24 protein-coding genes and 1 pseudogene are annotated in these 26,900 nt (G+C 65.1%); 9 read left to right on the plus strand and 16 right to left on the minus strand.

Annotated features, from left to right (window positions below; translation table 11 throughout):
- From CXZ05_RS23540 to CXZ05_RS23180, 3 genes and pseudogenes are all read left to right on the plus strand, one after another.
- A pseudogene (locus CXZ05_RS23540) lies at window positions 1-92 on the plus strand (gluconate 5-dehydrogenase); the annotation flags it as partial.
- A complete protein-coding gene (locus tag CXZ05_RS19075; protein WP_102974091.1) occupies window positions 92-1,201 on the plus strand; it encodes an L-idonate 5-dehydrogenase in 1,110 nt (369 codons plus the stop codon). The pseudogene CXZ05_RS23540 and the gene CXZ05_RS19075, both read left to right, overlap by 1 nt.
- Before the next feature lie 111 nt (window positions 1,202-1,312).
- Window positions 1,313-1,450: a hypothetical protein gene (locus CXZ05_RS23180; protein ID WP_180987463.1), complete on the plus strand. Its 138-nt coding sequence runs from the start codon at window positions 1,313-1,315 to the stop codon at window positions 1,448-1,450.
- A gap of 2 nt (window positions 1,451-1,452) precedes the next feature.
- On the opposite strand, the gene CXZ05_RS19085 is transcribed toward CXZ05_RS23180, so the two are convergent.
- The 9 genes from CXZ05_RS19085 to CXZ05_RS19125 form a co-directional block, all read right to left on the minus strand.
- Window positions 1,453-1,905, minus strand: a complete 453-nt coding sequence (locus CXZ05_RS19085; protein WP_102974092.1) for a hypothetical protein — start codon at window positions 1,903-1,905, stop codon at window positions 1,453-1,455.
- Between the two features lie 289 nt (window positions 1,906-2,194).
- Entirely contained in the window at window positions 2,195-3,094 is a 900-nt protein-coding gene (locus CXZ05_RS19090) for a tagatose-bisphosphate aldolase (protein ID WP_102974093.1), read from the minus strand.
- Between the two features lie 150 nt (window positions 3,095-3,244).
- The gene (locus CXZ05_RS19095; protein ID WP_180987464.1) at window positions 3,245-3,829 is read right to left on the minus strand and encodes an ATP-binding protein; all 585 of its coding nucleotides are present in this window, start codon (window positions 3,827-3,829) and stop codon (window positions 3,245-3,247) included.
- Between the two features lie 60 nt (window positions 3,830-3,889).
- A complete protein-coding gene (locus CXZ05_RS19100; protein WP_219726567.1) occupies window positions 3,890-4,666 on the minus strand; it encodes an SDR family oxidoreductase in 777 nt (258 codons plus the stop codon).
- Window positions 4,663-6,162 carry a mannitol dehydrogenase family protein gene (locus CXZ05_RS19105; protein WP_102974095.1) on the minus strand — a complete coding sequence of 500 codons (1,500 nt, stop codon included), beginning with the start codon at window positions 6,160-6,162 and terminating at the stop codon, window positions 4,663-4,665. The genes CXZ05_RS19100 and CXZ05_RS19105 overlap by 4 nt, the downstream gene beginning before the upstream one ends.
- 74 nt (window positions 6,163-6,236) lie before the next feature.
- Window positions 6,237-7,217 (minus strand): ABC transporter substrate-binding protein, encoded by a 981-nt coding sequence (locus tag CXZ05_RS19110; RefSeq protein ID WP_102974096.1) that lies wholly within the window; start codon window positions 7,215-7,217, stop codon window positions 6,237-6,239.
- A 48-nt stretch (window positions 7,218-7,265) separates the two neighbouring features.
- Window positions 7,266-8,351, minus strand: coding sequence for an ABC transporter permease (locus tag CXZ05_RS19115; protein ID WP_102974097.1), 1,086 nt, complete (start codon window positions 8,349-8,351; stop codon window positions 7,266-7,268).
- A complete protein-coding gene (locus tag CXZ05_RS19120) occupies window positions 8,348-9,112 on the minus strand; it encodes an ATP-binding cassette domain-containing protein (RefSeq protein ID WP_102974098.1) in 765 nt (254 codons plus the stop codon). Before CXZ05_RS19120 ends, CXZ05_RS19115 begins: the two co-directional genes overlap by 4 nt.
- A 97-nt stretch (window positions 9,113-9,209) precedes the next feature.
- Complete coding sequence (locus tag CXZ05_RS19125) at window positions 9,210-9,914, minus strand: nucleoside/nucleotide kinase family protein (RefSeq protein ID WP_102974099.1); 705 nt, start codon at window positions 9,912-9,914, stop codon at window positions 9,210-9,212.
- Window positions 9,915-10,265: 351 nt separating this feature from the next.
- Here CXZ05_RS19125 and CXZ05_RS19130 point away from each other — a divergent pair, with 351 nt between their 5' ends.
- Both CXZ05_RS19130 and CXZ05_RS19135 read left to right on the plus strand, forming a co-directional pair.
- Window positions 10,266-11,285, plus strand: a complete 1,020-nt coding sequence (locus CXZ05_RS19130) for a LacI family DNA-binding transcriptional regulator (protein ID WP_102974100.1) — start codon at window positions 10,266-10,268, stop codon at window positions 11,283-11,285.
- 49 nt (window positions 11,286-11,334) lie between these two features.
- A complete protein-coding gene (locus CXZ05_RS19135; RefSeq protein ID WP_180987465.1) occupies window positions 11,335-12,531 on the plus strand; it encodes an AGE family epimerase/isomerase in 1,197 nt (398 codons plus the stop codon).
- Window positions 12,532-12,648: 117 nt separating this feature from the next.
- Here CXZ05_RS19135 and CXZ05_RS19140 read toward each other — a convergent pair whose 3' ends face one another.
- The 5 genes from CXZ05_RS19140 to CXZ05_RS19160 form a co-directional block, all read right to left on the minus strand.
- A complete protein-coding gene (locus tag CXZ05_RS19140; RefSeq protein ID WP_102974102.1) occupies window positions 12,649-14,079 on the minus strand; it encodes a DUF3100 domain-containing protein in 1,431 nt (476 codons plus the stop codon).
- On the minus strand, window positions 14,076-15,308 hold the full coding sequence (locus tag CXZ05_RS19145) for an amidohydrolase (RefSeq protein WP_374754677.1): 1,233 nt from the start codon (window positions 15,306-15,308) through the stop codon (window positions 14,076-14,078). The genes CXZ05_RS19140 and CXZ05_RS19145 overlap by 4 nt, the downstream gene beginning before the upstream one ends.
- A 7-nt stretch (window positions 15,309-15,315) precedes the next feature.
- On the minus strand, window positions 15,316-16,863 hold the full coding sequence (locus CXZ05_RS19150; protein WP_102974104.1) for an aldehyde dehydrogenase: 1,548 nt from the start codon (window positions 16,861-16,863) through the stop codon (window positions 15,316-15,318).
- Window positions 16,864-16,905: 42 nt separating this feature from the next.
- A complete protein-coding gene (locus CXZ05_RS19155; RefSeq protein WP_102974105.1) occupies window positions 16,906-17,841 on the minus strand; it encodes an NAD(P)-dependent oxidoreductase in 936 nt (311 codons plus the stop codon).
- Window positions 17,842-17,903: 62 nt separating this feature from the next.
- Window positions 17,904-18,776: a MurR/RpiR family transcriptional regulator gene (locus tag CXZ05_RS19160; protein ID WP_258006651.1), complete on the minus strand. Its 873-nt coding sequence runs from the start codon at window positions 18,774-18,776 to the stop codon at window positions 17,904-17,906.
- 179 nt (window positions 18,777-18,955) lie between these two features.
- Between CXZ05_RS19160 and CXZ05_RS19165 the strand changes: the two genes are divergently transcribed.
- The 4 genes from CXZ05_RS19165 (at window position 18,956) to CXZ05_RS19180 (ending at window position 23,992) form a co-directional block, all read left to right on the plus strand.
- Window positions 18,956-19,594 carry a GPP34 family phosphoprotein gene (locus CXZ05_RS19165; protein ID WP_102974107.1) on the plus strand — a complete coding sequence of 213 codons (639 nt, stop codon included), beginning with the start codon at window positions 18,956-18,958 and terminating at the stop codon, window positions 19,592-19,594.
- 145 nt (window positions 19,595-19,739) lie between these two features.
- Entirely contained in the window at window positions 19,740-22,184 is a 2,445-nt protein-coding gene (locus tag CXZ05_RS19170; protein ID WP_258006644.1) for an EAL domain-containing protein, read from the plus strand.
- Between the two features lie 108 nt (window positions 22,185-22,292).
- The gene (locus tag CXZ05_RS19175) at window positions 22,293-22,853 is read left to right on the plus strand and encodes a DM13 domain-containing protein (protein WP_102974109.1); all 561 of its coding nucleotides are present in this window, start codon (window positions 22,293-22,295) and stop codon (window positions 22,851-22,853) included.
- Window positions 22,854-23,050: 197 nt separating this feature from the next.
- Window positions 23,051-23,992: a sugar phosphate isomerase/epimerase gene (locus CXZ05_RS19180; RefSeq protein ID WP_102974110.1), complete on the plus strand. Its 942-nt coding sequence runs from the start codon at window positions 23,051-23,053 to the stop codon at window positions 23,990-23,992.
- A gap of 146 nt (window positions 23,993-24,138) precedes the next feature.
- Here CXZ05_RS19180 and CXZ05_RS19185 read toward each other — a convergent pair whose 3' ends face one another.
- Window positions 24,139-25,794, minus strand: coding sequence for an FAD-dependent oxidoreductase (locus CXZ05_RS19185; RefSeq protein WP_219726568.1), 1,656 nt, complete (start codon window positions 25,792-25,794; stop codon window positions 24,139-24,141).
- Between the two features lie 14 nt (window positions 25,795-25,808).
- Entirely contained in the window at window positions 25,809-26,894 is a 1,086-nt protein-coding gene (locus CXZ05_RS19190; RefSeq protein ID WP_102974111.1) for an alcohol dehydrogenase catalytic domain-containing protein, read from the minus strand.
- Window positions 26,895-26,900: the final 6 nt, after the last annotated feature.

The following is a 26,900-nucleotide window of genomic DNA, read 5'->3' on the forward strand; positions in this document are numbered from 1 at the left end:
CCGGCCCGGCTGTGTGGCTGGCCTCGTCCGGGTCTGATTTTGTGAACGGGCAAACGATCTTTATCGACGGCGGAATGACGGTGGTGGTCTGATGACACACACAGAAACTTCAACAACGACAGCAGCAGCAACGGAATTGCCGGTGTCCGGTCCGGCGGTGGTCGCGCACGCGAAGGGGGACCTGCGGGTCGATGAGGTCCCGCTGCCGGCCCCGGCCCCGGATGAGGCCGTGATCGAGGTGCTGTACGGCGGGATTTGCGGGTCGGACCTGCATTACTGGCTGCACGGCGCGGCGGGCGAGTCGATCCTGAAGGCGCCCCTGGTGCTGGGACATGAGATTTCCGGCCGGGTGGTCAGGGCCGCGACGGACGGGACCGGCCCGGGAGCCGGGACCCCGGTGGCGGTGCACCCGGCCACCCCGGGACCGGGCACGGGCCCGGACGCGCCGCGGTACCCGGCGGAACGGCCGAACCTGTCCCCGGGCTGCACGTACCTGGGTTCCGCGGCGAGGTTCCCGCATACGGACGGGGCGTTCAGCCGGTACGTGAACCTGCCGGTCCGGATGCTCCGGGCCCTGCCCGAAAGCCTGGACCTGCGCACCGCGGCGTTGATTGAACCGGCGTCCGTGGCCTGGCATGCGGTGTCCAGGGCCGGGGACGTGGCCGGCAAAACCGTGCTCGTCATCGGGTCCGGCCCGATCGGGGCTTTGACGGTCGCGGTCCTCAAACGCGCCGGCGCGGCCCGGATCGTCGCGGTGGACATGCACGCCAAACCGTTGGAGATCGCGTCGGCGGTGGGCGCGGACGAGGTCCTCAACGCCGCCGACGCGGAGGCGATCGCCAAGGTGCAGGCCGACGTCGTGATTGAATCCTCCGGGAACCACCACGGCCTGGCCTCCGCGATCCAGGGCGCGGCCCGGGGCGGGACCGTGGTCATGGTCGGGCTGCTGCCCACCGGCCCGCAGCCGGTCCTGATCTCCCTGGCCATCACCCGGGAACTGGACCTGCGCGGCTCGTTCCGGTTCAACGACGAAATCGACGAGGTCATCACCGCCCTCGCCGACAGCACCCTGAACATCGAACCCGTCATCACCCACGACTACCCCGTCACCGACGCCCTCGCAGCCTTCGACATCGCCCGCAACTCCGCCCAATCCGGCAAAGTCCTCCTCAACTTCGCCGGCTTGCCTGCTCGGCGCTGAAGCGGAGCTTCCGGGACCTGCTGCGCAGCTACGCACCTGACCTGGTGTTCATCCACCTTTCCGGCGAGGCGCCACCATTCGGGCCGGATCAGCGGCCGGGCGCACGAATACATGCCCAGCAGCCTCCTGGCTTCGCAGCTTGCGACGCTGGAGCCGCTGGGAACCGATGAGGCGCATATTCCCGTAAATATCCTCGGTGATCCGGCATCGCTGGTGGACGGCATAGTCCGCGAGCTGGAAGATTCCTAGCCCTACCTCTGGGGCAGGATCCCGGAGGCCGTGCCCTTGGCGAGTTTCACCTCGGTGTTGATGATCTTTACGGAGCACTGAAACTGCGCGTTACAGCTTTGCAGAACGACGGTGGCCGCGGCCGTGCCTTCGTTGAATGCCATCACGTTGGGAACCACCCGGAGGGTGACGGTCTGGGCCTGCCTGGTGCAGCTGAGCTGTTCGTTTCCGATCCCGCCGGCTATCCGTCCGTCGCTGGCTCTTTGCGTGAGCTGGATGACGGGTACCGCGATGAGCAGGGTGGGATCGGTGTCGCAGACAAAGGTCACCGGAATATCGACGGCGGCGCCGTCGGCGACGAGGATTCCGGGTCCCGCGCTAACGAGCGTCGCGGGGGCTGCATGGGCGGGGGCGGCGATGCCCATGAGGCCGGCGGCGAGAGCGACGGCGGCGAGGCGGCTTGTGGTGCCTAACATCAGGTTCTCCCTTTATCGGAAGCGTGGCGTCCTGCGTCGCCCGTGGCCGTGCCACCGCGGTGAGCGGGCGCCTGGATTTACGGGGCCGTGATTGCGCGCGTCGTGGCCCCTGACGGCGGCGCCGTTTGGGGCGCCGCGCTGTACCGCCAGGCTTCCGGGACTGCCAATCATCCGGCGCGGCCGAAAGTCCGGCTGGCCGCACCATACTCACGTACCGGTTGCGCTGACAAGAGCCAAAACAAAGGAAGCGGACGACGGCGGGAGGGCCCGCCGTCGTCCGCTCCGATTCCTAGGAAGCTACCAGAGTGCGGTCCACTACGGCTTCGAGTTCCCGCAGGCGTGGGAGCGCCCTGGTGGTGAGGAGTTGCTCACGGATTTCTGCTGAGACGGCGAGACTGTCCTTCCACAGCGAGCGGCCGGCCATGGCGCCGCCGGCGCCGTTCGCAACCGCGGTTTCGACCTGTTTGATGAAGGTTTCGTGGTCAACGCCGGCGGACAGGACTGCCCAGGGAACGCCGGCGGCGGCCTCGGTGACGGCGGCGCTGGCCTCGGCGGATCCGGGGTACTGCAGTTTGAGCACCTTTGCGCCACACTCGACCGAGAGGCGTGCGGACTCGGCGACTAGACCGGGGAACGCGGCGGCGTAAACCTCCTCGCTTTCGTCTTCGAGGCGGTAGACCAGGATCTCGACGATGAGGAGGAGGCCCTCCTTGGAACATGCGTCGACGAGTTCGCGGATCTCGTCTGCAACGCGGGAACCGGCATCCTGAAGGTCCGGCCGCATGTACCAGAGCATCTTGGCGACGTCACCGCCGAGATCACGCACTTTTCGCGGTGACATTCCGGGGACGAACTTTGTGTAGCGCAGGCCGTCAACCGTCTCGAAGCCGGAAGCGTCGAGACCGACGACGAGCGCGGTGTCGCGTGAGAGAACGCCCTCATCTGCGATGCGGGGGAGGGCGATTTCGGGGTCGAGCAGAATCGCCGGGGCGGCGTTGCCAAGGTGACGGACCAGGTCCGCCTTTGCATCGGCGAGCTGGTCAGCGGTGATCGAGTTCGGGCCGTCGGGTGCGTCATTCATGACGGCCTTCATGCCATTGCGCTGGTCGGCGGCGACGATGAGCATTTTGCCGCCGGGGGTCGAGATCGCTGCCATACCGCGGCGTTCGAGGGTCGTAAGTTCGTTCATTAGGTTCTCCTTATTAATGGTTTGGTTTGGACGGCCCAGGCGGGCGAAAGTGGCGAAACGACGTGATCGAGGCAGGCTGGATCGCACCTCGACCCGGATATCGGAGGCGTTAGCGTGATTTGATGGGGGCGCGGCAGTTAGCCGCAAGACTCAGCTCACGGGTTGCCGCACACCAAAGTCCTGCAGGAAGTGTTCGATCTGCTGCCGCGGGGCCAGCAGGCCGTCGATCCGGATGTGCTCGACACCGGGCGCGCACGTCACGTCGGGCGAGAGGAAGCGTTCGGGGTCCTTCACTTTCTCGAGGTCGCGTGCAGCGCCGCGGAGCACCATGCGGTTCACTACTTCCTCGGGCGGAGTGTCCATCCAGGCGAGGTGGACCCGGCCGGCAGGGATGGCCAGCCGTTCAATCAGCCGGTCCCAGGCCTCCGGGAAGGTGCGTTCCGATGTGAAGGGGGCGACGACGATGACGCTGTTGCCGAGGGCGAGATTTTCCTTCGTGGTGTCGAAGAGGCAGGTGTAGCGGATATCGTTCACGCTCGCGCGGACCGGTGGTTGCGCCGTTGGCACGTCCACCAGGAACTCGCCTCCCATGTGCTCGAACAGCGGGTTCGTGAGTGTGTCGAGGTCAAGGAAGGTCCAGCGGAGTTCACGGGCCAGATCATGCGCGAACGTTGTCTTGCCGCTTGCGGGCACCCCGCAGACGATGATCGCCTGGGAGGTCAGTTCTTCGGTCATGTGCATTCTCATTCATTCCAGATGTGCGGTCGGTTCGCGGCATCCCCGGTAGGGAGAGCGTCAACGGTTGGAGTATCCGCCGTCGATGGGCAGGGAGACGCCAGTGATCATGGCCGAGGCGTCGCTGAGCAGGAAGACGATGGGTGCGGCGACGTCGTCGACTGTGGCCCAGCGTCCAAGGGGCATTTGCTCGAGGAAGGGTCCGCCGATATCGGGCCGTCCCCAATAGAAGTTGGACATGTCGGTCATGACCACGGTCGGATTGACGCTGTTGACGCGAATGTTGTGCTTGCCGAGTTCCAGCGCGGAGACCCTAGTGATGTTGTCCAGGGCTGCTTTGGATGAGCCGTAGGAGATGTGGCCGGTGAGCGCCACGAGGCTGGCCTGGCTGGAGACGTTGACGATGGCGCCTCCATTGCCTGCCCGGATCATGGCGGGCACGGCGTACTTGATGACCAGGAGCGCACCGCGGGCGTTGATGCTAATGACCTTGTCGAAGATGTCGATGTCGGTCTCCTGCGGGGTGGCGATCTCGCCGCCGAAGCCGCCGCAGTTCACGACGCCCCACAAGTCGAGGCCCTCGATGGCGTCCTTGATGCCTTCTTCATCGGTGAGGTCGAAGGCCACAGGTTGGGCGCCGGTTTCGTCGCACAGTGGGGCCAATGATTCGAGCGTGCGCGCGCTGGCGATCACCTTTGCTCCGGCGGAGGTGAGCTGCCGGACCGTGGCAGCACCGATGCCGCCGCTGGCCCCGGTGACGAGGATAGTGCGTCCGTTGAAATCGGTCATTGCTGATCGCGTCTCGATGTCTGTGCTAGTTGTCTCTGACTGGTTCATGAAGGCTTCCTTGCAGATAGGCATAGATTGGTGAGGTCTTGAACGGCTGCTCGTGCGCCCGAGCGCTTCAGGGCTTCCCGGGCCTGGCAGTAGGCAGCCACGAAGCGGGCGTTCTGGCCGAGGTCACCGAAGACTTCGGGGAGGTTCAGGAATGAGCCGGGATCGTCTTGGTCCGTGCGAACGGCTGCTTGGAGTGCCTCCAGGCGCCGGTCCGTGATTTCGATCGGTTGGCCTTCTTCGTCGGTCCCTTCGAGGAACCGTGACCAGGCTGCGACAACGAGGGCGGCCCGGTCGATGGGTCCGCTGAGTTCGAGTTGTTCGCGGATAACCGGCAGAACGAACTTGGGTATCCGATCGGAGGCGTCAACCATTTGGCGGGCGAGGGTGTCCTGAATCGCGGGATTGGAGAAGCGCCGGATGAGTTCGGTCCGGTAGGCGCTCAGATCAATGCCGGGTACCGGGCGAAGTGTTGGTGTCGCTTCCTCTGCCATGTAGCGGAGGACGAAGTCGACGAACTGTGGATCGGTGCAGACCTCGTGGACGTATCGGTGTCCGGCGAGGTAGCCAAGGTAGCTCATGACTTGGTGGCTGGCGTTGAGCAGCCGAAGCTTCATGAGTTCGTAGGGTTCGACGTCCTCGACGATTTGCACCCCGACGTCTTCCAAGCGTGGGCGACCGGCCGTGAACTTGTCTTCCAGGACCCACTGCTCGAAGGGCTCGGCGATGACGGGCCATGCGTCGGTGAGCCCATAGCTATGGGAGACCGCGGCCCGGTCGGCGTCGGTAGTGACGGGCGTGATGCGGTCGACCATTGAGTTTGGAAAGGCAACGTTTTCGCTGATCCAGTCGGCGAGGGTCGGGTCTTTGAGCCGGGCGAAGGACACAAGGGACTTGCGGGCCACGTTGCCGTTGCCCTGGATGTTGTCGCAGGACATGATGGTGAATGGCCTGAGGCCATCCCGACGACGTCGTTCGAGGGCGGCGGTGATGAAGCCGAACACGGACTGGGGAACCGTGTTGGGCTCCAGGTCATGGAGGATGTCCCGGGCCCGGGGATCGAATTCTCCGGTGCTGCCGTTGATGCTGTACCCGCCCTCAGTGACGGACAGGGATACGATGCGGGTGGCGGGGTCGGCCAGTTTGCCGATGACGGCGGCCGGATCGTCGGGAGCGTACAGGTACTCGTTGATCGAGCCAATGATTCTGGCGTCGTCGCCGCCTGCGTGGTTCTTAAGGACCAGGGTGTAGAGACCGTCCTGGGTTTGGAGGATGTCCCGCATACGGGCGTCGGAGGGAAGAACGCCGACGCCGCAGATTCCCCAATCATTGGAGCCCCCGCGGTTCAGGAGCCTGTCAATAAACATGGCTTCGTGGGAGCGGTGAAATCCTCCAACGCCGAAGTGGACGATGCCGGTGCTGACTGCTGAGCGGTCGTAATTCGGTACCGAGAGGCGGCCGGCCAGTTCTGGAAGGGCCGCATCATTCAGGGAGGTCATTTCTTCTCCTTCAGGGGAGGTTGATGGTGCTGCGCCCGTCTGGAAGGGCGGGCACAGCACCGACAGGCCAGCTGTTAGCAGGAAGACTTGTAGACGTACTGCGAACCTTCGCCGCTGATGTTGTCAGCGGTGATCTGCTTGAATCCCGTCTGAATTTCCTTCTGCGTGGTCTCGCCCTTGATGGCCTTGATTGCCTGTTCTACGCCCTGAGTGCCAATGGAGGCCGGCTCCTGGGCAATCAGCGCCTGAACGACGCCGTCCTTGAGCTGCTTGACCTGTGCCGGTCCAGCGTCGAACCCGACGATCTTCACCTGGTTCTGTTTTCCTGCCTGGCGGATGCCGGTCGCCGTTCCTTCTGCCGCGAAGGTGTTTGCTGCGAATACACCGACAATGTCGGGGTCTTTGGCCAGCGCCGCGGAAACGAGCTTGGCTGCTTCGGCCGGGTCATTGTGGCTGTACTGCACGCCGAGGTACTGGAATGCCGGATCAGCTTTGGCTCCCTCTTCGAAGCCCGCAACGCGGGCATCCGCCGTGGATACGCCCGGATCTGTGGAGATCACGAGCACTTTTCCGCCGTCGGGGTTGAGGTTCTTGATTGCCTTGAAGGCCTCAAGGCCGCCACCCTTGTTGTCAGACGCGACAGACGACGAGGCAAACGATGGGTCCTGGACCGTCGTGTCAACCAGGACGACCTTGATGCCGGCGGCAGTGGCTGCCTTCAAGGGGGCCTGCATGGCCGCCACGTCGGTTGGTGCGATGAGAATAGCGTCGGGCTTCGAAGCCACTATGGAATCCACGATGGGCTTCTGCAGCGTCGGGTCGAACTTGGCTGGCCCCTGAGTGTTGATGGTTGCTCCGGCCGCCTTGGCAGCGGCGTCGATCCCGCACTGCATGCTGACGTAGAACTCATCCCCGGCAACGCCTTGGATGAACGCGAGCTTGGGCTGTGAGCCGGCGGAGCTCCCGGCGGACGCGGTGCCCCCGGCGCAGGCCGTAAGGGACGTTGCGGCAAGCATGCCTGCAGTGAGCAGGGTGATCTTAGGGGTCAACTTCATTGTCTAGCTCCTCTTTTGCTTTGGTCTGTATCGGGGTGGTGGGGAGAATCAGCTGGATCGACGCGTGAAGAGCCTTTTCTTGCCCTCTTCTTTGGTTGAATGTCCTCGTGCCGCTGCTGCCCGGCGCCGCTGGTCGACGTACACGGCGGCGACGAGCACGGCGCCGACGGCGACCTGCTGCCAGAACGGCTGGACTCCGACGATCACGAAGCCGTTTTGCAGCACAGCGGGGATGAAGAGGCCGACGACGGTTCCGAAGATGGTGCCGACTCCGCCGAACAGCGAGGTTCCGCCGATCACGACGGCGGCGATCACGTTGAGATTGGTGGCCGACTGCCCGGCGATAGCCGTGGTGCCGTACTGAGACAGTGAAAGGATGCCTGCGACCCCCGCGAGCCCGCCGGAAAGTGCATAGATGGAAATGAGCTGGCGGTCGACTTTGACCCCCACCCGGCGGGCAGATTCCTCATTTGACCCGACGGCGAAGGTGTAAAGACCGAATTTGGTCCGGTGGAGCACGACCCCGAAGACCAGGATCAGGAGCATCGCAATCAAGGAAATCGTGGGCAGAGTTGTACCGGGAACGTTGCCATAACCGATGGTGTCCTGCAGCACGGCGGGAACTTCGCGGATGTCGACGCCTCCGGTAATTACCTGTGCCAGTCCCAAGGCTCCTCCAAGTGTGCCCAGGGTGACGATCAGCGGCGGCACTTTGGCTTTCGCGATGAGGATGCCATTGAGAAGGCCCCACGCGAGTCCGCAACCGACGGAAACGAAGATGCCAACAAGCGCCGTTCCCCAGCCTGCATCGCCCACAGCCTGCATGACCTTAGCGGCCACGACGCCCGAGAAGACGAGGTTGGATCCAACAGACAGATCAATGCCGGAGGTGACAATGACGAAGGTCATGCCGATACCCAAGACGCCCAGTATGGAGACATTCTGGATGATCTGGCGGACGTTGCCCCAAGTCGGGAAAACGTCCGGTGCCATGGCTGCGAAGATCAGAAAGATGACCAGCAGGACGAGCAGGATCTGGAACGACTGCACCCGCAGAACCTGGTGAAAGGAATAGGTGCGTGTAAGGATGCTGGCCGTCCCGGCGGTCCGGGGGGTTGCCTCTGTCGTGGTCATGATTGAGCTCCATCGAGTGCGCCGGTCATTGCGCCGACTAGTTCTTCCACAGTCGTTTTCTTTGCTTCATAAGTGGCCACGCGCCGTCCGAGTCGGAGTACCTGAACCCGATCGGCGACATCGATGACGTGCGGCATCGAGTGGCTGATGAATACAACGCCCACGCCCTTGTCGCGGACGCGGCGGATGGTGTCCAGCACGTTCCTTGTCTGTACGACGCCCAAGGCCGCTGTCGGTTCATCCAGGAAGATGACCCCCTTGGCCCAGGCAACGGCCCGTGCAATGGCGATCGCTTGCTTCTGGCCGCCCGACATGCTGCCGACGGGATCGGACAGGCTGCGTACAGTGGCGCCAAGTTCGTCAAAAGCTTCCCGGGACTTCAGCCGCATGGCCCTGTTGTCCATGAATCCCAGCCGGCCCTGGAGTCCGGGTTTGGAGATCTCACGGCCGAGAAACATGTTTTGGGCGGCGTTCAGGTGTGGTGCCAGGGCCAGGTCCTGATAAACGGTTTCGATGCCCAGCCTGCTGGCGTGGGTCGGGGAGGTGAGCTCGACCTCGCCGCCGGCGAAGAGGATCTGGCCCGAGTCGAGGGCGAGATTCCCCGAGAGCGCTTTTACGAGGGTGGATTTGCCAGCGCCGTTGTCACCAATGAGGGCAACGACTTCGCCTGCATTGACATCAAAGTCTGCCCCATCAAGGGCGCGGACGTTGCCGAAGCTGCGGGTCAGTCCGCGGGCTTCAAGAACCGGGATGGTTGTCATGGTGTGGCACCTGTCAGCTGGTGGGGGATGGTGTTCGCCGTCCCGGCCGGTTGGCCGGAGACACTTCGTTGTGCTGTCACTTCTGCCTTCCTGTTGTTCACACTCGCGCCTTGGTTACCGGCCTGCAGGTGCCGGTCAGGTTGATGATCAGATCCGCACGCTCACGGGTGGCTTCGACGATGTCGGCATTGCGTTGGTCGCTGCCCAGCGCCCAGGCTGTGGCTTCTGAAGGCGGTTTTCCAAACGCCTGATGGCGGCGCACCAGCCTCATCTGCCGTTCGTCATCCTTCGTTGCCAGGTACCAGACCTGGTCAATCAGTTGCCGGCCCGCCTGCCAGCCCTCACTGTCCAGAAGAAGGTAATTTCCTTCCGTGATGATCAGCGGGATGTCCCGGCCCACGGGAACAGCGCTGCCGATGGATTCCTCAAGTCCGCGGTCGAATACCGGGGCGTAAACTACCGGTGCGCGGTCGGACTTGAGCCGGTGCAAAAGATTCGCGTAACCCCAAGGATCAAACGTGTCCGGAGCGCCCTTGCGGTTGCGTGAACCCTGGGAGTCAAGGACCCTGTTTGCCAAGTGGAATGCGTCCATCCCGACCAGGGCCGCCTTGCCCTCCATGGCCCCGGCGATAGCCTCAGCCACGGTGGATTTGCCGGCGCCCGGTGCCCCCGTGATCCCCAGGATCCGCCGCGTCCCGGAAGCAGCGAGAGCGCGGGCCCGCTCCACCAGTTCGTCCAGCGTGCAGTTCAGCCGCTCGGCTCCCCGTCCCGGTGCTGATGCCAGATCTTCAGCGGTGTTCATCGGTGTCTCCTCCGTTGGTCATGCCACGGTGAAGAAGCCCTGCTGCCGCACCCTTGAAGCCCTGCCTAAGTGAATTGCTGGGCCTGAAACGGGGGACCCAACACCCTTCGTGAGAGTCCCTTGTGACCTGCCTTACAGCAATCTAGAGCCGCCATGTCATCGATGTCAAGGAAAGCGACGAAAATGATGTCATCGATGACATGTGAGTCCTTGAAGTTCCTGTAGACATGCGGCAGGATGGGGCCTGTGGGCGATTGTCACCGATGACATTAGGCTGGTGGAGTGTCGGTTCTCGGACCCGCTTAGTCGAGCCCCAAGGTTGTTTCCAGCAGACGGTGAAGGAGTCGAAGAATGACTACCATGCAGGACGTGGCCACCCGCGCTGGAGTGAGCGCCAAGACGGTTTCCAGGGTATTCAATGACGATCCGCACGTCACGGAAGACACCCGCGAACGTGTGCAGTCTGCCATGCGCGAACTCAAATACGTCCCGAACATGCTGGCGCGCACCTTTCGTGAAGGCAAGTCCGCCGTTATCGGCATTGCCGTTCCAGACGTCGCCGACCCCTTCTTTGCTGCGGTCACGAAGGAAATCGAGCAGGCAGCGCGTGAGCAGGACATGGCGATAGTCGTGACCAGCCTCGGAGATGATCCATCCCTGGAGCAGAGCATCATTGAAACGACGGTCCGCCACCAAATCGGAGGCCTCATCATTGCCCCGATATCTGCGGATCAGTCCTACCTCGCGCGCTGGCAGGACAGCTTCCCGATCGTGTTCATCGACCGTACGCCCCTGAAGCTCAGCGCAGACTACTTCGTGGAAGACGACTTCGGTGGGGCCTTCGAGGCGACTCAGCACCTGATTGCTCACGGGCACACTCGGATCGCGATCGTCGGGGATTCCACAGAGGTTCCTACCACGCGGCTGCGCCTGGAGGGTTACCTCGCCGCCTTGGACAACGCCGGCTTGAGGAGGGATGAGGAGTTGGTTGTGCTCGGTTCCCGCAACGCGGACGGCGCCGCGCAAGCCTGTAAGACCCTACTTGCGCTGCCCTGTCCGCCCACCGCCATTTTTTCTTCCAACGCCCGGTTCTCAATAGGCGTTTTCCCGGCCCTTCAGGCGTTGGACCGAACTGATATCGCCCTTATCAGTTATGGCGATTTCACCATGGCAGATGTACTGCGGCCCTCGGTCTCAGTTATTGATCAGAACCCGCGATTGGTCGGGCGGGTCGCGGCAGAACGTATCCTTGCCCGGATTGCGACGCCAACCAAGAGGTTTAGGCGAAAAAACGTTCTGCCCGTCAGGCTGATCGAACGGCAATCGTGCCAGTCCGTACCGGCTGTCCCTGAAGACCAGATGGTGTCGTAATGTCCAGTCATCGGGTGAAAGGCCACTCTTGTTGATCCATCCCGGCCCCTTGAACAGCACCAGTCATGATGAACTCAGCCGTCTGGTCCAGTTTGCTAAAGGAGCGATTGTTCCTGACGGGTTTGGGTTCCTGAGTCGCTTCGGGCTCGTAGAGAAGAGCCGTTCTCCTGCATGCTTTGTGACTGCACGAATGACATATTGCTTTAGTATCGCCTCTTTGCTCGGGCTGCCGGATGCTAGGGACTATGCCGCGCGAGGGGTTGAAAGCCTCTCAGGGGCATTCACGGATAAACATTTTGGGGGCTATGTGGCTTCCCTGGACGGATCGCCGGCGTCCCATCGGAAGCGTTCGTACGAAACAAGCTTTGTGGTCTTGGCGGCTTCCACTGCAGCAACCGCCGGAGTCCCCGGCGCTGGTGACTTGACGGCGAATGCCGCCGAAGTAATGCAAAGCAGATTCTGGTCGGATGAAGCCGGAGCGCTTATCGAATCCTGGGACCGGGAGTTTACCGAACCTGAGCCTTATTGGGGTGCAAATGCCAACATGCACGGGCTTGAATCCCTACTCGCGCTCTATGGCCACACACGCGATGAACGTTGGCGGGACCTTGCGCTGCGGATCGCCGGCACGTTCATCAATGTACGTGCCCGTTCGGAGAACTGGTGGCTTAGCGAGCACTACGGGCCGGACTGGACCCCGCTGCCTGACTTCAATGCTGATAATCCACGCGATGAGTTCCGCCCCTACGGGATGACGATCGGCCACCTGTTCGAATGGAGCCGCCTCCTGCTCCAGCTTGAGTCGACGTGGGAACTGCCCCCGTCGTGGCTAAGGGAAGCAGCCTCCGGCCTTTATGAAACGGCGGTGACGCATGGATGGGCCGTGGACGGCGAGGAGGGTTTCGTCTACACCGTGGACTGGGACGGCCTGCCGGTCATCCGCGACCGCCCGCACTGGGTGGCTGCGGAAGCTATTTCCGCCGCAGCCACCTGGACGAACCTCACGGGCGACCCGCGATACGCGAAGCAGCTTCATACATGGACTGCCTATGCGCAAAGCCGGTTCGTGGACAGGGAACATGGCAGCTGGCACCACCTTTTGGATTCAGATAACTGCCCTAGCTACACCATGTGGTCTGGAAAGCCGGACATTTACCATGCGCTTCAGGCAGTTATCCTGCCCGATCTGCCCGTCGCGGAGAGTACGGCGCAGGCGGTCATTACAGCGTCTCGCCGGCAACTCTAATGAAGTACAGCAAGAGACTGCGCATCGATCGGAATCTGGGGTAGAGCAGCCCTTAACGCAAGCGGTCGACGGCGGGAGGGCCCGCCGTCGTCCGCTTCCCTTTTGTGCGTTAGGGCGTTAGTGCCACAACCCGAGGGCGAACTCCGCAATCACCGTGGACAGCAGGAACGATGCGGTGACGGCGACCAGGCCCACCGGGATGATCTTCCAGCCGATGTTTTTCAGCAGCGGAATGTCCTTGCCCAGGGACAGGCCGGCGAGGGTCAGCATGACGGTGGCGATGGACAGGAAGTCGACCGACTTGATGGGCCCGGCGAGTGCTGCGGCGCCGAAGAACCACGGGCTGGAGATGTAGGCGCCGATGGTGGTGATGTAGACGATCGCCGAGATCTTCTTGGTGAGCTTGGCCAGGGCAATGCTGACCAGAACGAGGGCGAGCATGATGGCGTACCCGGCGACGATGGTCAGGCTGAATCCCTTGGCCGCGATCGAGGCCGTGCCGATGCCGAGGACCGTCAGGACCAAGAGCGACAGCCACAGCGGAAGGTGCATGGCCGCCGACGATTCGGCAACCCGTTCGCGGAAGCGGCGGTTTTCCTCCGCCTGGGCTGCTTCCCGGGCGGTGTCTGCGTCGCCGGGCTCCGTCGCAGCGCCGCTGCCTTGCGTGCCGGCTTCGCCACGCAGAGTGTCCGCGTGCTGTGGCGGGGTGCCGGCCGTGACTGCAGCCTCCTCGCGGGTCTGCCTGCGGGTGAGGACCCGGTAGAAACGGTCCGCCAGCGGCAGAGCGAGGTAGATGCCGACGTAGACGCCCAGGATGGTGGTGATCAGGTTGGAGATGGCCGCCATGCCGAGGATCGCCTCCTGGTCGCCGGGGTACGCGGCGATGATGCTGGCGGAGGACGCCGCCATCATGGACCCGGAACCCACGCCTGCGCCCATTGCCAGGGCCAGGGGATCGAAGATCTTCCAGTTGGACACTAGCGAGGTCAGCAGCGTGATGTAGACGGCGCCGAACAGGGTGCCGAAAACGTACATGGCCAGGACGCCGCGGTACTGGTCGGAGTCGGGGCCGTACTTTTCGGAGACCATGGCGAAGGACGGTTCGCGGTCAAGGGAGAACGTTGCCCCGACCGTGGCCTTGCCCATGCGGAGCAGCACGGCCAGCGGGAGGGCGAGTGCAATGGTGCCTAGCAGGTGGCCCACCTCCTGCAGCAGCAGCGCCGGCCCTGCCTTGAGCAGGGTGGGAAGGCTGGGCCCGATGTTGAACGCCAGCCTGGCCACCAGGAGCAGCACGGCAACACCGACCAGCGCGGCGGCGACCCGCTGCAGGCCCAGGCCCAGGGGCTTGAACTTCTGGACCGAGACCAACAGGCCGAGGATGAGGCCCCAGACCATGGGGAAGATGACGATCGCGCCGATGCCGACGTCGATCTTGGCCTGGCCGATCAGCTGGACCGCCAGGGCAATGACAAAGGCCAGTGCGGCGATGGGAAGGGTGAGCCGGGTACCAGCCCTGTCCGTCCGCGCGGGTGTTGTGCTGGTGCTCATGATGTGCCTTCCTGTGTGAGCGTCTGACGGAGGTAAGCCGCTTTGACCAGGCGTGCCCTTTCGGTGGGGTTGGTGGCCGCGGCGGCGACCGTCCAGGCCAGCGCGGTGGCGGCCTCGGACATCACGGCGTAGGCCGCGGGGGAGTCTGCAAGTGCTGCGAAGCTGTGCGAGTGGATGGGTACGTCCGCGCCGGGAATGCTGAGCCAGGGATGCAGGCTGGGGATGACTTGGGAGATGTTGCCCATGTCCGTGGAGCCGCCGCTGATGCCGGCCGAGGGGGAGATGTCCTTGCCAAACACCACCATGGCCTCGGTCCAGTGCGCCGCCAATGCGTCATCCTGGATCAGCGGCTCGTAGAGCGGTTCCGTGTCCTCGATGGCCAGCGTGGTGCCGGTGGCCAGGGCGGCCCCTTCGAAGCAGCGGCGGACACGCTCCAGCAGTGCCTCGTATTCCTTCAGTGTGAAGGCCCTGCATTCAAACTCCACCACTGCCCGTTCCGGAATGATGTTGGTGACGTGGCCGGCCTCTGCGACGTACATCGCGATGCGGTGGTCGCCGGGGATTTGCTGGCGCAGCAGCCCGACGGCCACCTGGCTCAGCACGGCGGCGTCCGCGGCGTTCACGCCCTGGTGCGGGGCTGCCGCCGCGTGGGCTGCCTGTCCGGTGAACGTCGCCCGGTACCGGCCCACGGCCTGGGCGCTGGTGCCCGCGGGGTTGTAAGTCACCCCGTCCTGGACCGGATGGACCATCAGGGCGAGGCTGACGCCGTCGAACGCGCCGCGTTCCAGCAACAGCGCCTTGCCGCCGCCGTGTTCCTCCGCCGGCGTCCCGATGGCCTTCAGGGTGATGCCTAATTCATCCACGAAGGGCTGCAGCGCCAGGGCGGCACCCACGGAGGCACCCGCGATCAGGTTGTGCCCGCACGCGTGTCCGATGTCCGGGAGGGCGTCGTATTCCACGCACAGCGCAACCGTCAGGTCACCGCTGCCGGCGGTGGCGGTGAAGGCGGTGGGCAGGCCGCCCGTGCCGCGTTCCACCTCGAAGCCGCCCTCGGCCAGCAGGGCTGCAACCGCTTCGGCCGAGCGGACCTCCTCGAAGGACACCTCCTTGTGGGCGTGGATCTGGTGCGCCATTTCCTGCACGCGCGGTTTCCACCTGCTGACCGCCTCGGCAAGGGCAGTGCGGAGGGCCTGCAAGGCAGGCGTTGGTTCCTTCGGTTCCATAAACATGCCTGCCCTAGTAGGAGAGGGACGGGAAGGGGGCACCCGCTGCGCGGGTCGGCACCCAGATGGCCTTGGTCTGCGTGTACTCGTCCAGGACGCCCGGACCGGAGGAGCGGCCGTGGCCGGAGTCCCCGAAGCCGCCGAACGGAACGGCCACGTGGATGGTCTTGTAGGAGTTGATCCAGAATGTGCCGGCCTTCACCTGGCGTGCCACGTGGTGGGCGCGGGAAACGTCCGAGGTCCACACCGCGCCGGCCAGGCCGAAGTTCGTGTTATTGGCCCGGGCGATCGCCTCGGCCTCCGTGTCGAAGGCGTCAGCCCCGACGACGGGTCCGAAGACTTCCGTGGTTTCGAGCCGGTTCTGCGGCGTCACGCCGTCGAGCAGCGTGGGCATCACCCAGTGGCCCCGGGCCAGGGCTGAATCGGCCAGAGCGTCAGGGAGCGTTCCGCCCGTGACCCGGCGTCCGCCGTCGTTCATACCGACCTCGATGAGCGAGGTGACGGTGGCGAACTGCTGCGCCGTGATGATGGGTCCCACCTCGGTGTCCGCCCTCAGCGGGTCACCGACCCGCAGCCGAGCGGCGCGGTCCGCCACCAGCTCCACGAACTGGGCGTGCACACTGCGTTCCACCAGGAGCCGCGACCCGGCCACACATGACTGGCCGGCGCCGGAGAAGATCGCCGCGATGGCGCCGTCGGCGGCCCGTTCCAGGTCGGCGTCCGCGAAGACGATGTTGGCGCTCTTGCCGCCGAGTTCCAGCAGCGCGGGAATGCCGGCCTGCGCGGCCGCGACGGCCACCCGGCGGCCGGTGGGGACGGAACCAATGAAGCTGACCTTGCCGACGCGCCGGTCGCTGGTCAGGGCCGCGCCCACGGTCTGGCCCAGCCCCGCGGCCACGTTGAACACGCCGTCCGGCAGGCCGGCCTCATGTGCCAGCTGGGCGAGGCGGATGGTGGAAGCCGGCGTGAATTCGCTGGGCTTGATGATCACGGCGTTGCCCGCAGCCAGCGGCGCGGCGGAGTTCCAGCCGGCGGTGAACAGCGGAGCGTTCCACGGCGTGATGGCGACGACGACGCCCCAGGGGACGCGTTCGGTGTAGGTGTGCCAGGGGCCCGGAACGGGGATGGTCTGGCCGGTCAGTTTGTCCGCCCATCCCGCGTAGTAGCCGAACATCTCGGCGACCTTGGCGGCTTCCACCCTGGCGTCGCGGATGGGCTTCCCGGTTGTGGCCGACTCGAGGATGGCCAGTTCCTCAGCGTGCGCTTCCACGGCGCGGCTGACGTTGCGCAGGATGGCTGCCCGTTCGAACCCGTTCATTTCGCCCCAGGTTGTGGCCCCCGCCACCGAACTCTCCAGGATGGCGTTGGCGCCCTCGGTGCCGGGGTCGGCGTAGGTGGCGAACGGTTCACCCGTTGCCGCGGCGGTCAGCGTAATGGCCTCGCCGCTGCCGGTGACTGTCCTGCCGTCAAGGAATGCCCCCAGGCCGGCCGGGAACGCCGCGTCCAGGACGGCCCTGGCGGTGGCCGCCGAGGAGGAGGTGGGTGCTGTGGTGGTGCTCAATGTGGTGGTCCTCTTTGTTGGGGTCGCTGTGCTCAGGAGCCGTCAGGCGACGGCGGTGGTGTCGTTTGTGCTGCCCTTTGTGCTGCCCGGCGCTCCGGCGGGGGTGATGGCCGGGGCGACGGTCCGTGCGATCTCGGTGAAATCCGCGCGCGGCCCGAGGGCGGCCAGGGCTTCCTGCCATTGGCCGGCGACGGCGGCCAGCAGCGCCGGGTTTTCGCCGATCTGGGCAGCGACGTCGACGGCGAGGGATGCGTCGCGTGCCATGAGCCCCAGCGAAAAACCGGAATCGTGGGTTCCGGAGAGCACCCAGTTGGGGTACATGTTCGCGGAGACCTTGCTGCCGCCGGAGGCTTCGCTGATGCTTGCTGCCGCCTTCGCCGGATCGATGCCGTACGCCTTGGCGACACCGAGGGCTTCGCCGACCGAGACCAGGTTGGCCGCCGCCAGGACGTTGTTGAGGAGCTTGACGACGTTGCCGCTGCCGGGTCCGCCGATGTGGTTGTACTTGCCGCCGGTGAGTGCCAACAGGACAGGTTCGGCGGCGGCAAGGGCCGCGTCCGTTGCCCCGACGAAGGCGCTCAGTGTTCCGGTTGATGCGCCGTCGCGGCCGCCAGAGACGGGGGCATCGACGAACGCTGCGCCTTGCGCTTCGGCGAGTTTGGCCATCTGCTTGCTCGTTGCCGGTTCGGACGTGGTGGTGTCGATGATTGCGACGGTTCCCGGTGATGCCAGGAGTTGGGGAACGGTGGACTCCACGACGCTGGCCGCGGGCAGCGAGAGCACCGCGTAGGGGCTGCCGGCCAGATCTTCCACGCTGGCGGTGGTGGCGATGCCGGCGTCGGTCGCGGCGGTCCGTGCTGCCTCGGAGGGGTCGAATCCGGTGACCTTCCAGCCGGCCTTGTGGAGCGTGGCTGCCATCGCCCCGCCCATGGAGCCGAGGCCGATGACGGCGACGCGGCGTTCGGTGCTGGTGTTCATGAAGCTGCTCCTGGAAGAAGGTATGTGGGGTTTCAGTTGGGGTGCGGTCAGTGCACTGCTGGTCAGTCGAGGTAGATGTCGAGGTCTTTCCACAGCTGCTGCGTGCGGCGGATGGCCGCGCGGCTGCGCTCGGGGTGCGCGGCCTCCATGCCTGCGAGCAGGCCGTAGACCAGTGAGTTTGCGGCGGTGACGGACTGGAAGAAGGAGATTCCCTCGGAGGCCACCACCAGGAGGTGGTCCGCGACGGCTGCCAGGCGGCCGCGGCGCATGTCGCTGATGGCGATGACCTTGGCGCCCGCCTGTTTTGCGGCTTCGGCGGTGACGATGATCTGCCGCATGGACCGCCACATGTTGATGACCACCAGGACGTCGCCGGGCCCAAGGGCGTTGGCGCTGGAGGCTAGGTGAACCGCGCCGCGGTTCTCGAGCGTGATGGGATACCCCATGGTTGAGCCCAGATGGGCCATCACGCTGGCAGGGCCGGCGAACGAACCCAGCCCCAGGACGATGATGGACTTGGCCGCCGCCATGGTGGCGATGGCTGCCTCCGCGTCGTCGGCCGTGTTGGAGTCCAGGGTCAGGCGCAGGTTTTCGATGTCGTGGCTGAGCGCGTCATGCAGGGGACTGCGGTGCTCCCCGTGCTCGGTCAGGGTGTCCTCGGTGGAGATCATCACCAGGTAGCGGGACCGCAGTTCCCGCTGGAGGTCCGGCCAGCCCCGGTAGCCCAGGTGCTGGGCCGCGCGGACCACCGTCGAATTGTTGACGTCGGCCCGCTGGGCGATCTCCGCGATGTCTGCGTACGAGCAAAGCTGCGGGTTACGCGCAATCACATCCACCACCCGGCTCTGTGCCTTGGACAGCGGTACGTCCGGAAGCGCGTCACCGAGCCACGCGTGGAAAGCGGGGGCGGGGCCGGTTCCTGTGCTGGCTTCCAGGCCGGCGGTATCGGGGTTCAAGCCAGACCTCCTTCTGTGACTCAGATCACTCTGCAAGATTGATTGCATCAAATGTACTCTGCAATTCTCTTTGCGTGAAGTGCTTTCGGGTTTCCGGCTTGAAAATCCCGGTTCGATCGTCCATTGCAGCGGTGGCGTGACCGCGCCACCATGAAGGTATGACCACCGAAAATCCGGGCGCCGGAGAGCTGAACCTGCCGCAGGCGTTTCTTCTTCTAGCGACGAATGACAAGGACGGCGAGCCGGAAGTGCCGCAGAGCGTGCTCAGAGCAGGCCTGTCCGGCGCAATCCTGGCGGAGCTGGACCTGCTGGGCGCAATCCAGCTGCAGGGGAAATACGTGCGTGCCACTGGCGCCCCGCCGCAATCTGACTTCCAGCATCAGTGGGAGCTGATCCACGACAAGTCCCGCCCGCACAGCGCGCGGCGGTGGATTGTCATGCTGGAAAGCCGGACCGAACTGCACCGCGTCTATGAGGGCATGGCGGCTCTCGGCGTCGTAACCCATGTGGGCGAAAAGCATCTTGGCGTCTTCAGGACCACCCGCTATCCGGAAAAGGACCATGCTCCGGAGGCGGCACTTTTGGCGAGGATCGAAGGCGTACTCAACGGATCGGCGTCGGACGCCAGAACCGCTGCATTGATTGGACTGCTGCATGCAGCAGGGATGATGGACAAGCTTTTTCCGGGGGCCGGTCCCGGCCGGCTCAGGGAATTGACCGGGGACCATTGGCCTTCCCGTGCGCTGCGGGATGAGCTTCGCATGATCCGGCTCGCGGAGGCCGAGGCCGCCACGTAGCGGATACCCTTGCGGAAAAACCCAGCCTACTGATTAACTGCCAGCACGGTTCCCTAAGCAAACGGGTCCGAGCGCATAACGCGCTGCCATTGGGGGAGCACCTGTCGGAGGGGTTATGGCTGGGGAACATCGTGACGATTTAGTCATGCAGTCGCTGCTGCTGGACGAGATCGGCCAATCGGTTATTGGCATGGACGGCGACTGGCGCATTACGTACTGGAACCGCGCGTCGGAGCGGTTGTACGGTTTGGGCCCGGACAAGGCGGTGGGGCTGAAAATCACGGACCTGGGCATCATCGGCGGTGCCGAGGGCCGGGCAGGAGGCGCCACCGACCGGGAAATCGCGCACAGGGTGGCCCGCGGCGGGGACTGGGCCGGCGAACTGTGGGTCCGCCACAGCACCGGCCGGGAGTTCCCGGTCCACGCGACCGTCAGCCGGATCAGGGGCCGGCACACCGTGCCCGTGGCCGTCGTCGCGATCTCAAAGGACATCACCGACCGAAAGCATACCGAGGCCATCCTGCGCAGACTCTCGGCCATGGTCGAGTCCTCCGGCGATGCCATTATCGGAGCTGACCTCACGGGGAAGATCACCAGCTGGAATGCGGGTGCGGCGAGGATGCTCGGCTGGAGCTCCTGGGAAGCTGTGGGACAAAGCCACCGGCTGCTGACCGCCGACGACGGTGCATACTTCGGCACGGAAGTCACCGCCCGCTCGGGGAACGGGGCGTTCGTCACCGGTGTGGCGGCCCGGTGGCGCTGCAAGGACGGGTCGGTGATCGACGTCGAACTGACCGTTTCCCCCGTCTACGACCAGGACGGCATCCGGGTGGGGGCCTCCGCCATTGCCAGGGACATCACGGAGATTCAGCGACTGAAGGCCGTCGCCGAGGCGGAACGCGAGCGGCTCCTGGCCGCCCAGGAAATGGCCCACGTGGGAAGCGTCGAACACACTGTTGCCACCGGCGAAACGTGGCACTCGGAGGAATTCGACCGGATCCTGGGTATGTCCGGCGCGGACCGCAAGGACCGGGAAACCATCCTGGCGCGGACGCACCCCGAGGACCGGGACCGCGTTCGCGAAGTCTGGGAGCGCCTGGACCACGGCCTCGGTTTCGCCGACTTCGAATACCGGATCATTCGGCCCACCGGCGAACAGCGGTGGCTTCACTCACGCATCAGGAGCATGAAGAGTGCCGACGGCAGGCCGATCCGGTTCCTCGACACCGTCCTGGACATCACCGACCGGAAGAACGCTGAACAGATCCTGGAGTGGCAGGCGCGCCATGACGCGCTGACCGGCCTGCCGAACAGGTACATGGTCACCGAGGTTTTGCAGGCTTTCCTGGACCGGGCCGCCCGGCCGGTGGTGATGTTCGTCGACGTCGACCGGTTCAAACTGATCAATGACGGCATCGGCCATGGCGCCGGGGACACGATCCTGGTGCTGCTGGGGGAGAGGCTGAAGAACTCCGTCCGGGCCGCCGACACCGTGGGCCGGTTCGGCGGCGACGAATTCGTGGTGATTTGCGAGAATCTGCAGATGAGCGGGGCCCAGGCCGTGGCCGAAAGGATTCGGGATGCAACCCGGCAGCCGTTCGATGTGGATGGCCGGCAGATTTACCTTAATGTCAGCGTGGGCATCGCGTTGGCGGACGTGGAGGACACCGCAGAATCGATGCTGCAGGGGGCCGACGCCGCCATGTACCGGGCCAAATCCGCTGGCGGGGATTCGTCAGCGATCTACGACGTCCGCATGACCGGACGGGCCACCGGTCGTTTGGACCTCGAGTCCGACCTGCGGCTGGCGCTGGAACGTAATGAGCTCTCACTGAACTACCAGCCGATCATTGACGTTTCCAGCGAGGAGGCTGTTGGGTTTGAGGCATTGCTGCGCTGGCACCACCACGAGCACGGTCCGATCATGCCGGATGCCTTCATCCCCATTGCCGAGGAGACGGGCCTGATCCTGCCAATCGGCGCCTGGGTGCTCCGCGAGGCGCTGCGCCAGGTGCAGCAGTGGCGCACACAGGTTCCAGGGGCGGAGAACTTCACGGCGGCAGTGAACATCTCCGGCCGCCAGCTCGTGGCCTGCGACTTTCCCGATATCGTGGAAGCGGCCATCCGCGACACCGGTATCGACCCGGCCGCCGTCCAACTGGAGATCACCGAAACCGTCCTCATGGACCAGCCGGACCTGCCCAAGGAAACCCTGCAGCGGCTGACCCGCCTGGGCGTGGGCCTGTCCATCGACGACTTCGGCACCGGCTACTCGTCGCTCAGCTACCTCAAGTGGCTCTCGGCCCGCACGCTGAAGATCGACCGCACCTTCGTCGAGGAGCTGGGCACCGATCCGCACGGGGCCACGATTATCGAACTGGTCCTCGGCATGGCGGAAAGCCTGCGGCTTGACGTGGTGGCCGAGGGCGTGGAGACGGCCGTCCAGCTGGGCGAACTCCGCCGGCTGGGTGTGCGCCTCGCGCAGGGTTACCTGTGGAGCAGGCCCCTGCCCGCCGAGCGGATCCCTGGATGGCTGCAGTCCCACCCGGCCAAGCGCCCCGCACGGGTATCCCTGCCCCAGGTCCGCTAGCCCCCGTTTTGGTTCCGAGTTTTTGTGCAGATATTGGCCGCTAAACGCCCTTTAGGTCCCGACAAGTGGACAAAAACTCGCCCGCGACGTCGGGTGTAGATTTGCAGCATGGAGGCCCGCACTCGCAAGCGCCGCTGGTTGATCGCCGCCGCTGTGGGTGCCGTAGTGCTGGCGTTGGGTCTGGCCTTGTTCAAGCCGTGGCTTCTGTTTGTCGACGTACGGGTGGATGAGCAGCTGCCCACAGTTGTACCGTCACCGGCTGCCCCTTCCGCCACCGCGAAGCCGCCCGCCGGAACACCAACCACGTCGCCTGCAGGTCCGGTCCAACTTGCCGAGGGTTCCCTCATTAGCCACGAACACGCCACCACAGGAACTGTCCGGATTATTCAGCAGCCCGGCGGGAAGCGTGTTCTGACTTTGGCGAACCTCGATACGTCCAACGGCCCGGATGTGCACGTATGGCTCAGCGCCGCCGACGTGGTCGAGGGAACAGCGGGCTGGTTCACGGCCGGCTCCGCCGAACACTTCGACTTGGGCATGATCAAGGGAAACCAGGGCAACCAGGTCTACGCGCTCCCCGACGAACTTGACCTGGCCAGGTTCAAGTCGGTGGATCTGTGGTGCGTCCAGTTCAGTGTTTCCTTCGGAGCGGCCCAGCTCGCTCAGTGACTGGCACGCGCGTTCGTTTGGAGTTTTTGTCCAGATAATGGCCGCTAGACGCCCCCGAAGTCGCGACAAATGGACAAAAACTCATAGAAAGCCCAACCGGTTGCGCCCGCGGAAGCATGGGGCCTTTCCCGCTGATCGTATTTCCTATATGATTATCGCCATGCAGTAGGAGCTGCCCGACGGTATTGGAGCCGAAAATGTCCGAAGCCTCGTACGAATTCACACGTGATGGCTGGCCCATCGCCACCTGCCTGCACGGGATACCGACAATCGACAAGAACGGGACGCCTTTCCACGACGCAAAGCCGGAGGTCTGGGAGGACGCCCTGTCCCAGGTTCGGGATGTCGGGTTTTCCCTGGCCGAGCTAGCTGACAGCCACATCCGTCCAGCTGATCTTGAACCTTCCCGGCGCGATGAGTTCCTCGCCATCGCGGCAGCCAACGGCGTGCGCATTCCCAGCATCCATGTGCAGCGGCAGAGCATCATTTGGCCCGGGCGCGAAGAGCAGAACCTTGCCTACGCGCACCGCTCAATTGACGCCGCGGCAGAGTGGGGCATGGAGGTGTTCTCAACTGGCCTGCACCAGCCGTTCAGCGATGCGCAGCGTCGGGCGTTGTGGTTCTGGACCGCGGAAGGGCCCAAGGATCCCGACGAACCCGAAGTATGGTCCGCCGCCGTCGAACGCCTGCGCGAGCTCGGCAGGCATGCTGCCGACGTGGGTCTGAAAATGTCCCTCGAGATGTATGAAGATACGTATCTGGGAACCGCCGACAGTGCTGTGCGGCTCGTCGAGGACATCGGCCTCGACAACGTCGGACTGAACCCCGACGTCGGAAACCTCGTCCGGCTCCACCGTCCCATCGAGGACTGGCGGGAGATGTATGCGAAGACGCTGCCCTACGCGAATTACTGGCACGTGAAGAACTACATGCGCGACGAGAACGCAGACGGAACGTCGTGGACAGCCTTCCCGACAAGCCTCGAACTCGGCCTCATCAACTACCGCCAGGTGGTCCGCGATGCCGTAGAACTCGGCTTCCGCGGCATCTTCCTGATGGAGCAGTACGGCGGCGACTCGCTTGGCGTCTGCGCCACGAACGCGCGCTACCTGCGCACCCTGCTGCCCGCTTCCGAGTAGCGCACTGCCGGACTAGCCAGCCAAGAAGGACGACGGCGGATGGTCCCGCCGTCGTCCTTCGTTTGGTTGGAGTTTTTGTGCAGATAATGGCCGCTAAACACCCTTAAAGTCGCGACAAATGGACAAAAACTCCATCAGCAGGCGGCTTAGAGATTCGCGGCGAGGTGCTCTCCGACTGCGAAGGCCCGGGTGATGGCCGAGCCCAGGGTTGCGCCGCCGCCGGGGTAGTTGTTGCGGAAAACCCCCGCAGAGACGTTGCCCGCCGCGTAGAGTCCCGGGATGGGCTGCCGGTGCCGGTCCAGGACGCGGCCGTTGAAGTCGGTGTCCAGGCCGCCGGAGGTCCCCAGCACGCCGGCGGAAATCCGGACCGCGTAAAACGGAGCCGAACTGAGCGGGGCCAGGCACGGGTTGGGGGTGTTGGCCGCGTCGCCGAGGAAACGGTCCTGCGGGGTGGCGCCGCGGTGGAACTCCGCGTCCACTCCCGTCGACGCATCGGCGTTGAACCTGGAAACCGTGGTGGCCAGCCCGGCGGGATCGATCCCCACTTTGCCCGCCAGCTCCTCCAGCGAATCCGCGGACGTCATCCAGTCAGCCGGAGCGCCCGCGGCCGAGCCGGCCACCGGGTACTTCGACAGGTATGCCGCATCGAACACGAGCCATGCCGGGTTGTTCTGCTGGTGGCCGGTCAGCGGGTCAACGGAGGCGAAGACCCGGCAGGCATCGTGGTAGTTCAGGGCCTCATTCACGAAGCGCTTCCCGGCCGCATTCACGGTGATCGAGCCGGGAAGGGTCATTTCCACGTTTCCCATCCGGCCGGACCGCACGCCGTCGTACTCGTGCGCGGCCTCCGAAATCACCGGCACTCCCCATATGGCGGTCATGTCCGCCACTGCGGCGCCGGCCTTCAAGCCCAGCTCCAGGCCGTCGCCCTCGTTGGACGGCGCGCTGATGGGGGTCACCGGAAACGGGAGGAATGCTTGGCGGAGCCGCGGGTTCCACTCGAACCCGCCGGAAGCGAGCACGACGGCGGCCGCTGAGACGGTTCTGCCGGCTGCGGCGCCGCCGAGGGTCACCGTCCACTTGTCACCATCGCGGCCCAGATCCTCGACCGGCGCGGAGACCGCTATTTCCACACCGCGGTCCAGCGCGCTCGCCAGCAGCGACGCCACCAGGGCGCCGCCCATGGTCCGCACGCCCGTGGCGGCACGCCGGGACAGCAGCTCCGGATCCGCCGCGCGGCCGTTGAGCTGGTCGCGCTCCGTCATGGTCAGGAGCGGAAAGTACGACGACGGCCGGATCGCCTCCGCGAGGCCCGGGTACCCCGCCGGGTCGAAGGCGTCGTTGTCGAGGCCGCGTCCGCCGTCGGCCGCGCCGGACCACTCCATGCGGTAGTCCGGGCGGGCGATCGGCGTCAGCGAAAGCCGGGTTTCGGCGTCGAGATACGCGACGGCGCGGGGAGCAGTGCTGACGTACCACTCCACCTCCTCGCGGGTCAGCACCTGCCCGGTGGCTTCGGTGAGGTACGCGACGCCGTCCTCATGGCTGTCCCGGTAACCGGCCTGCCGGGCGAGGTGGTTGTTCGGTGCCCACATCACGCCGCCCCCGGCGGCCGTGGTGCCGCCGAGCAGCGGGGCCTTCTCGGCCACCAGCACCCTGAGCCCGGCGTCGGCCGCCCGGATCGCCGCGACCAGGCCGGCCGCACCGCTGCCCGCGACCACCACGTCATAGGTGCCCGAGATGTTCCCGGCGGGGGTGAGCAGCGGGCTTGGCGCCGGCCTGCTCATTCCTTCGCTGCCGCTCACGCCGGCACTCCCGCTCACGCCCGCACTCCCCCGAGCGCGTCAGTTCCCGCCGGGTGAGCGGACTGTGAGGCAGGCATGTCCACTACGATCTTGCCCACCGGTTCAGTCCGGCTGCGCATCAATTCGAAGGCCTGCTGCAGGTCCCCGAAGCCAAACCGGTGCGTCATCAGCGCGCGGGCCTGGTCCCGGTGCCGGGCCAGCAGCTCCAGCCCTGCCGGTATCAGGTTCAGGCTGTTCCGGCTGCCCAGCAGGTCGATCTCCTTGAAAGGAATGGCATTCATGGGGACGGTCGCGGTCCGCGCCGAAATCCCCACCTGCACGATCCGTCCGGCGCTCGCCACCAGATGGATGGCGGTCTCCAGTGAGGACGGAACACCCGTGGCCTCAATGACCAGCTCCGGGCCGGAGGAGTCCGTCAGCGCATCAAGCCGGGCGGCCTGGTCAGCGCCGGGGAAGTCCGAACGGGGTTCGACCAGCAGGGTGTCCACGGCCCCGAACACGGAAGCCAGCACCAGCCGGTCCGGCTCGGTGTCGGCGCATATGACCCTCACTCCGAGGTCCGTCAGGTACAGCGTGGCGAGCAGCCCGATCGGACCGCTGCCCAGCACCAGGGCCGTTTCGCCAGGGGACGGCCGCCCCCGGTTCACCGCCTGCATGGCGATGGACGAGGGCTCCGCCATGGCCGCGAGATTCAGTTCCAGGCCGTCCGGCACGGGGCACAGCTTTTCCACCGGCACGCTGAGCAGCTCCACGAGCGCGCCGTCCGAATAGCAGCCGATGCAGCCGATGTTCTCGCAGACGTTGAACCGGCCCAGCCGGCACGGGCGGCACTGTCCGCAGTAGATCATCGGGCTGACGGCAACGCGGTCACCGGTGCGGATGCCGGCGTCGTTGTTTCCGATGGCCTCCACGGCGCCGGCGAATTCATGGCCCTGGATGACGGGCAGCCCGGCCGGGTAGTCGTCCTCCCAGATGTGCAGGTCGGTCCCGCACAGGGTGACGTTGTGGACGCGGACCAGGGCATGGCCGGGCTCGAGGGCCGGCTCCGGAACGTCCTCGTACCGGATGGTCTCCTTGGCGACGGTGCGCGCGATCAGCATGACGCG

The organism is Arthrobacter sp. AFG20, from assembly GCF_002892795.1.
Classification (GTDB): Bacteria; Actinomycetota; Actinomycetes; order Actinomycetales; family Micrococcaceae; genus Arthrobacter.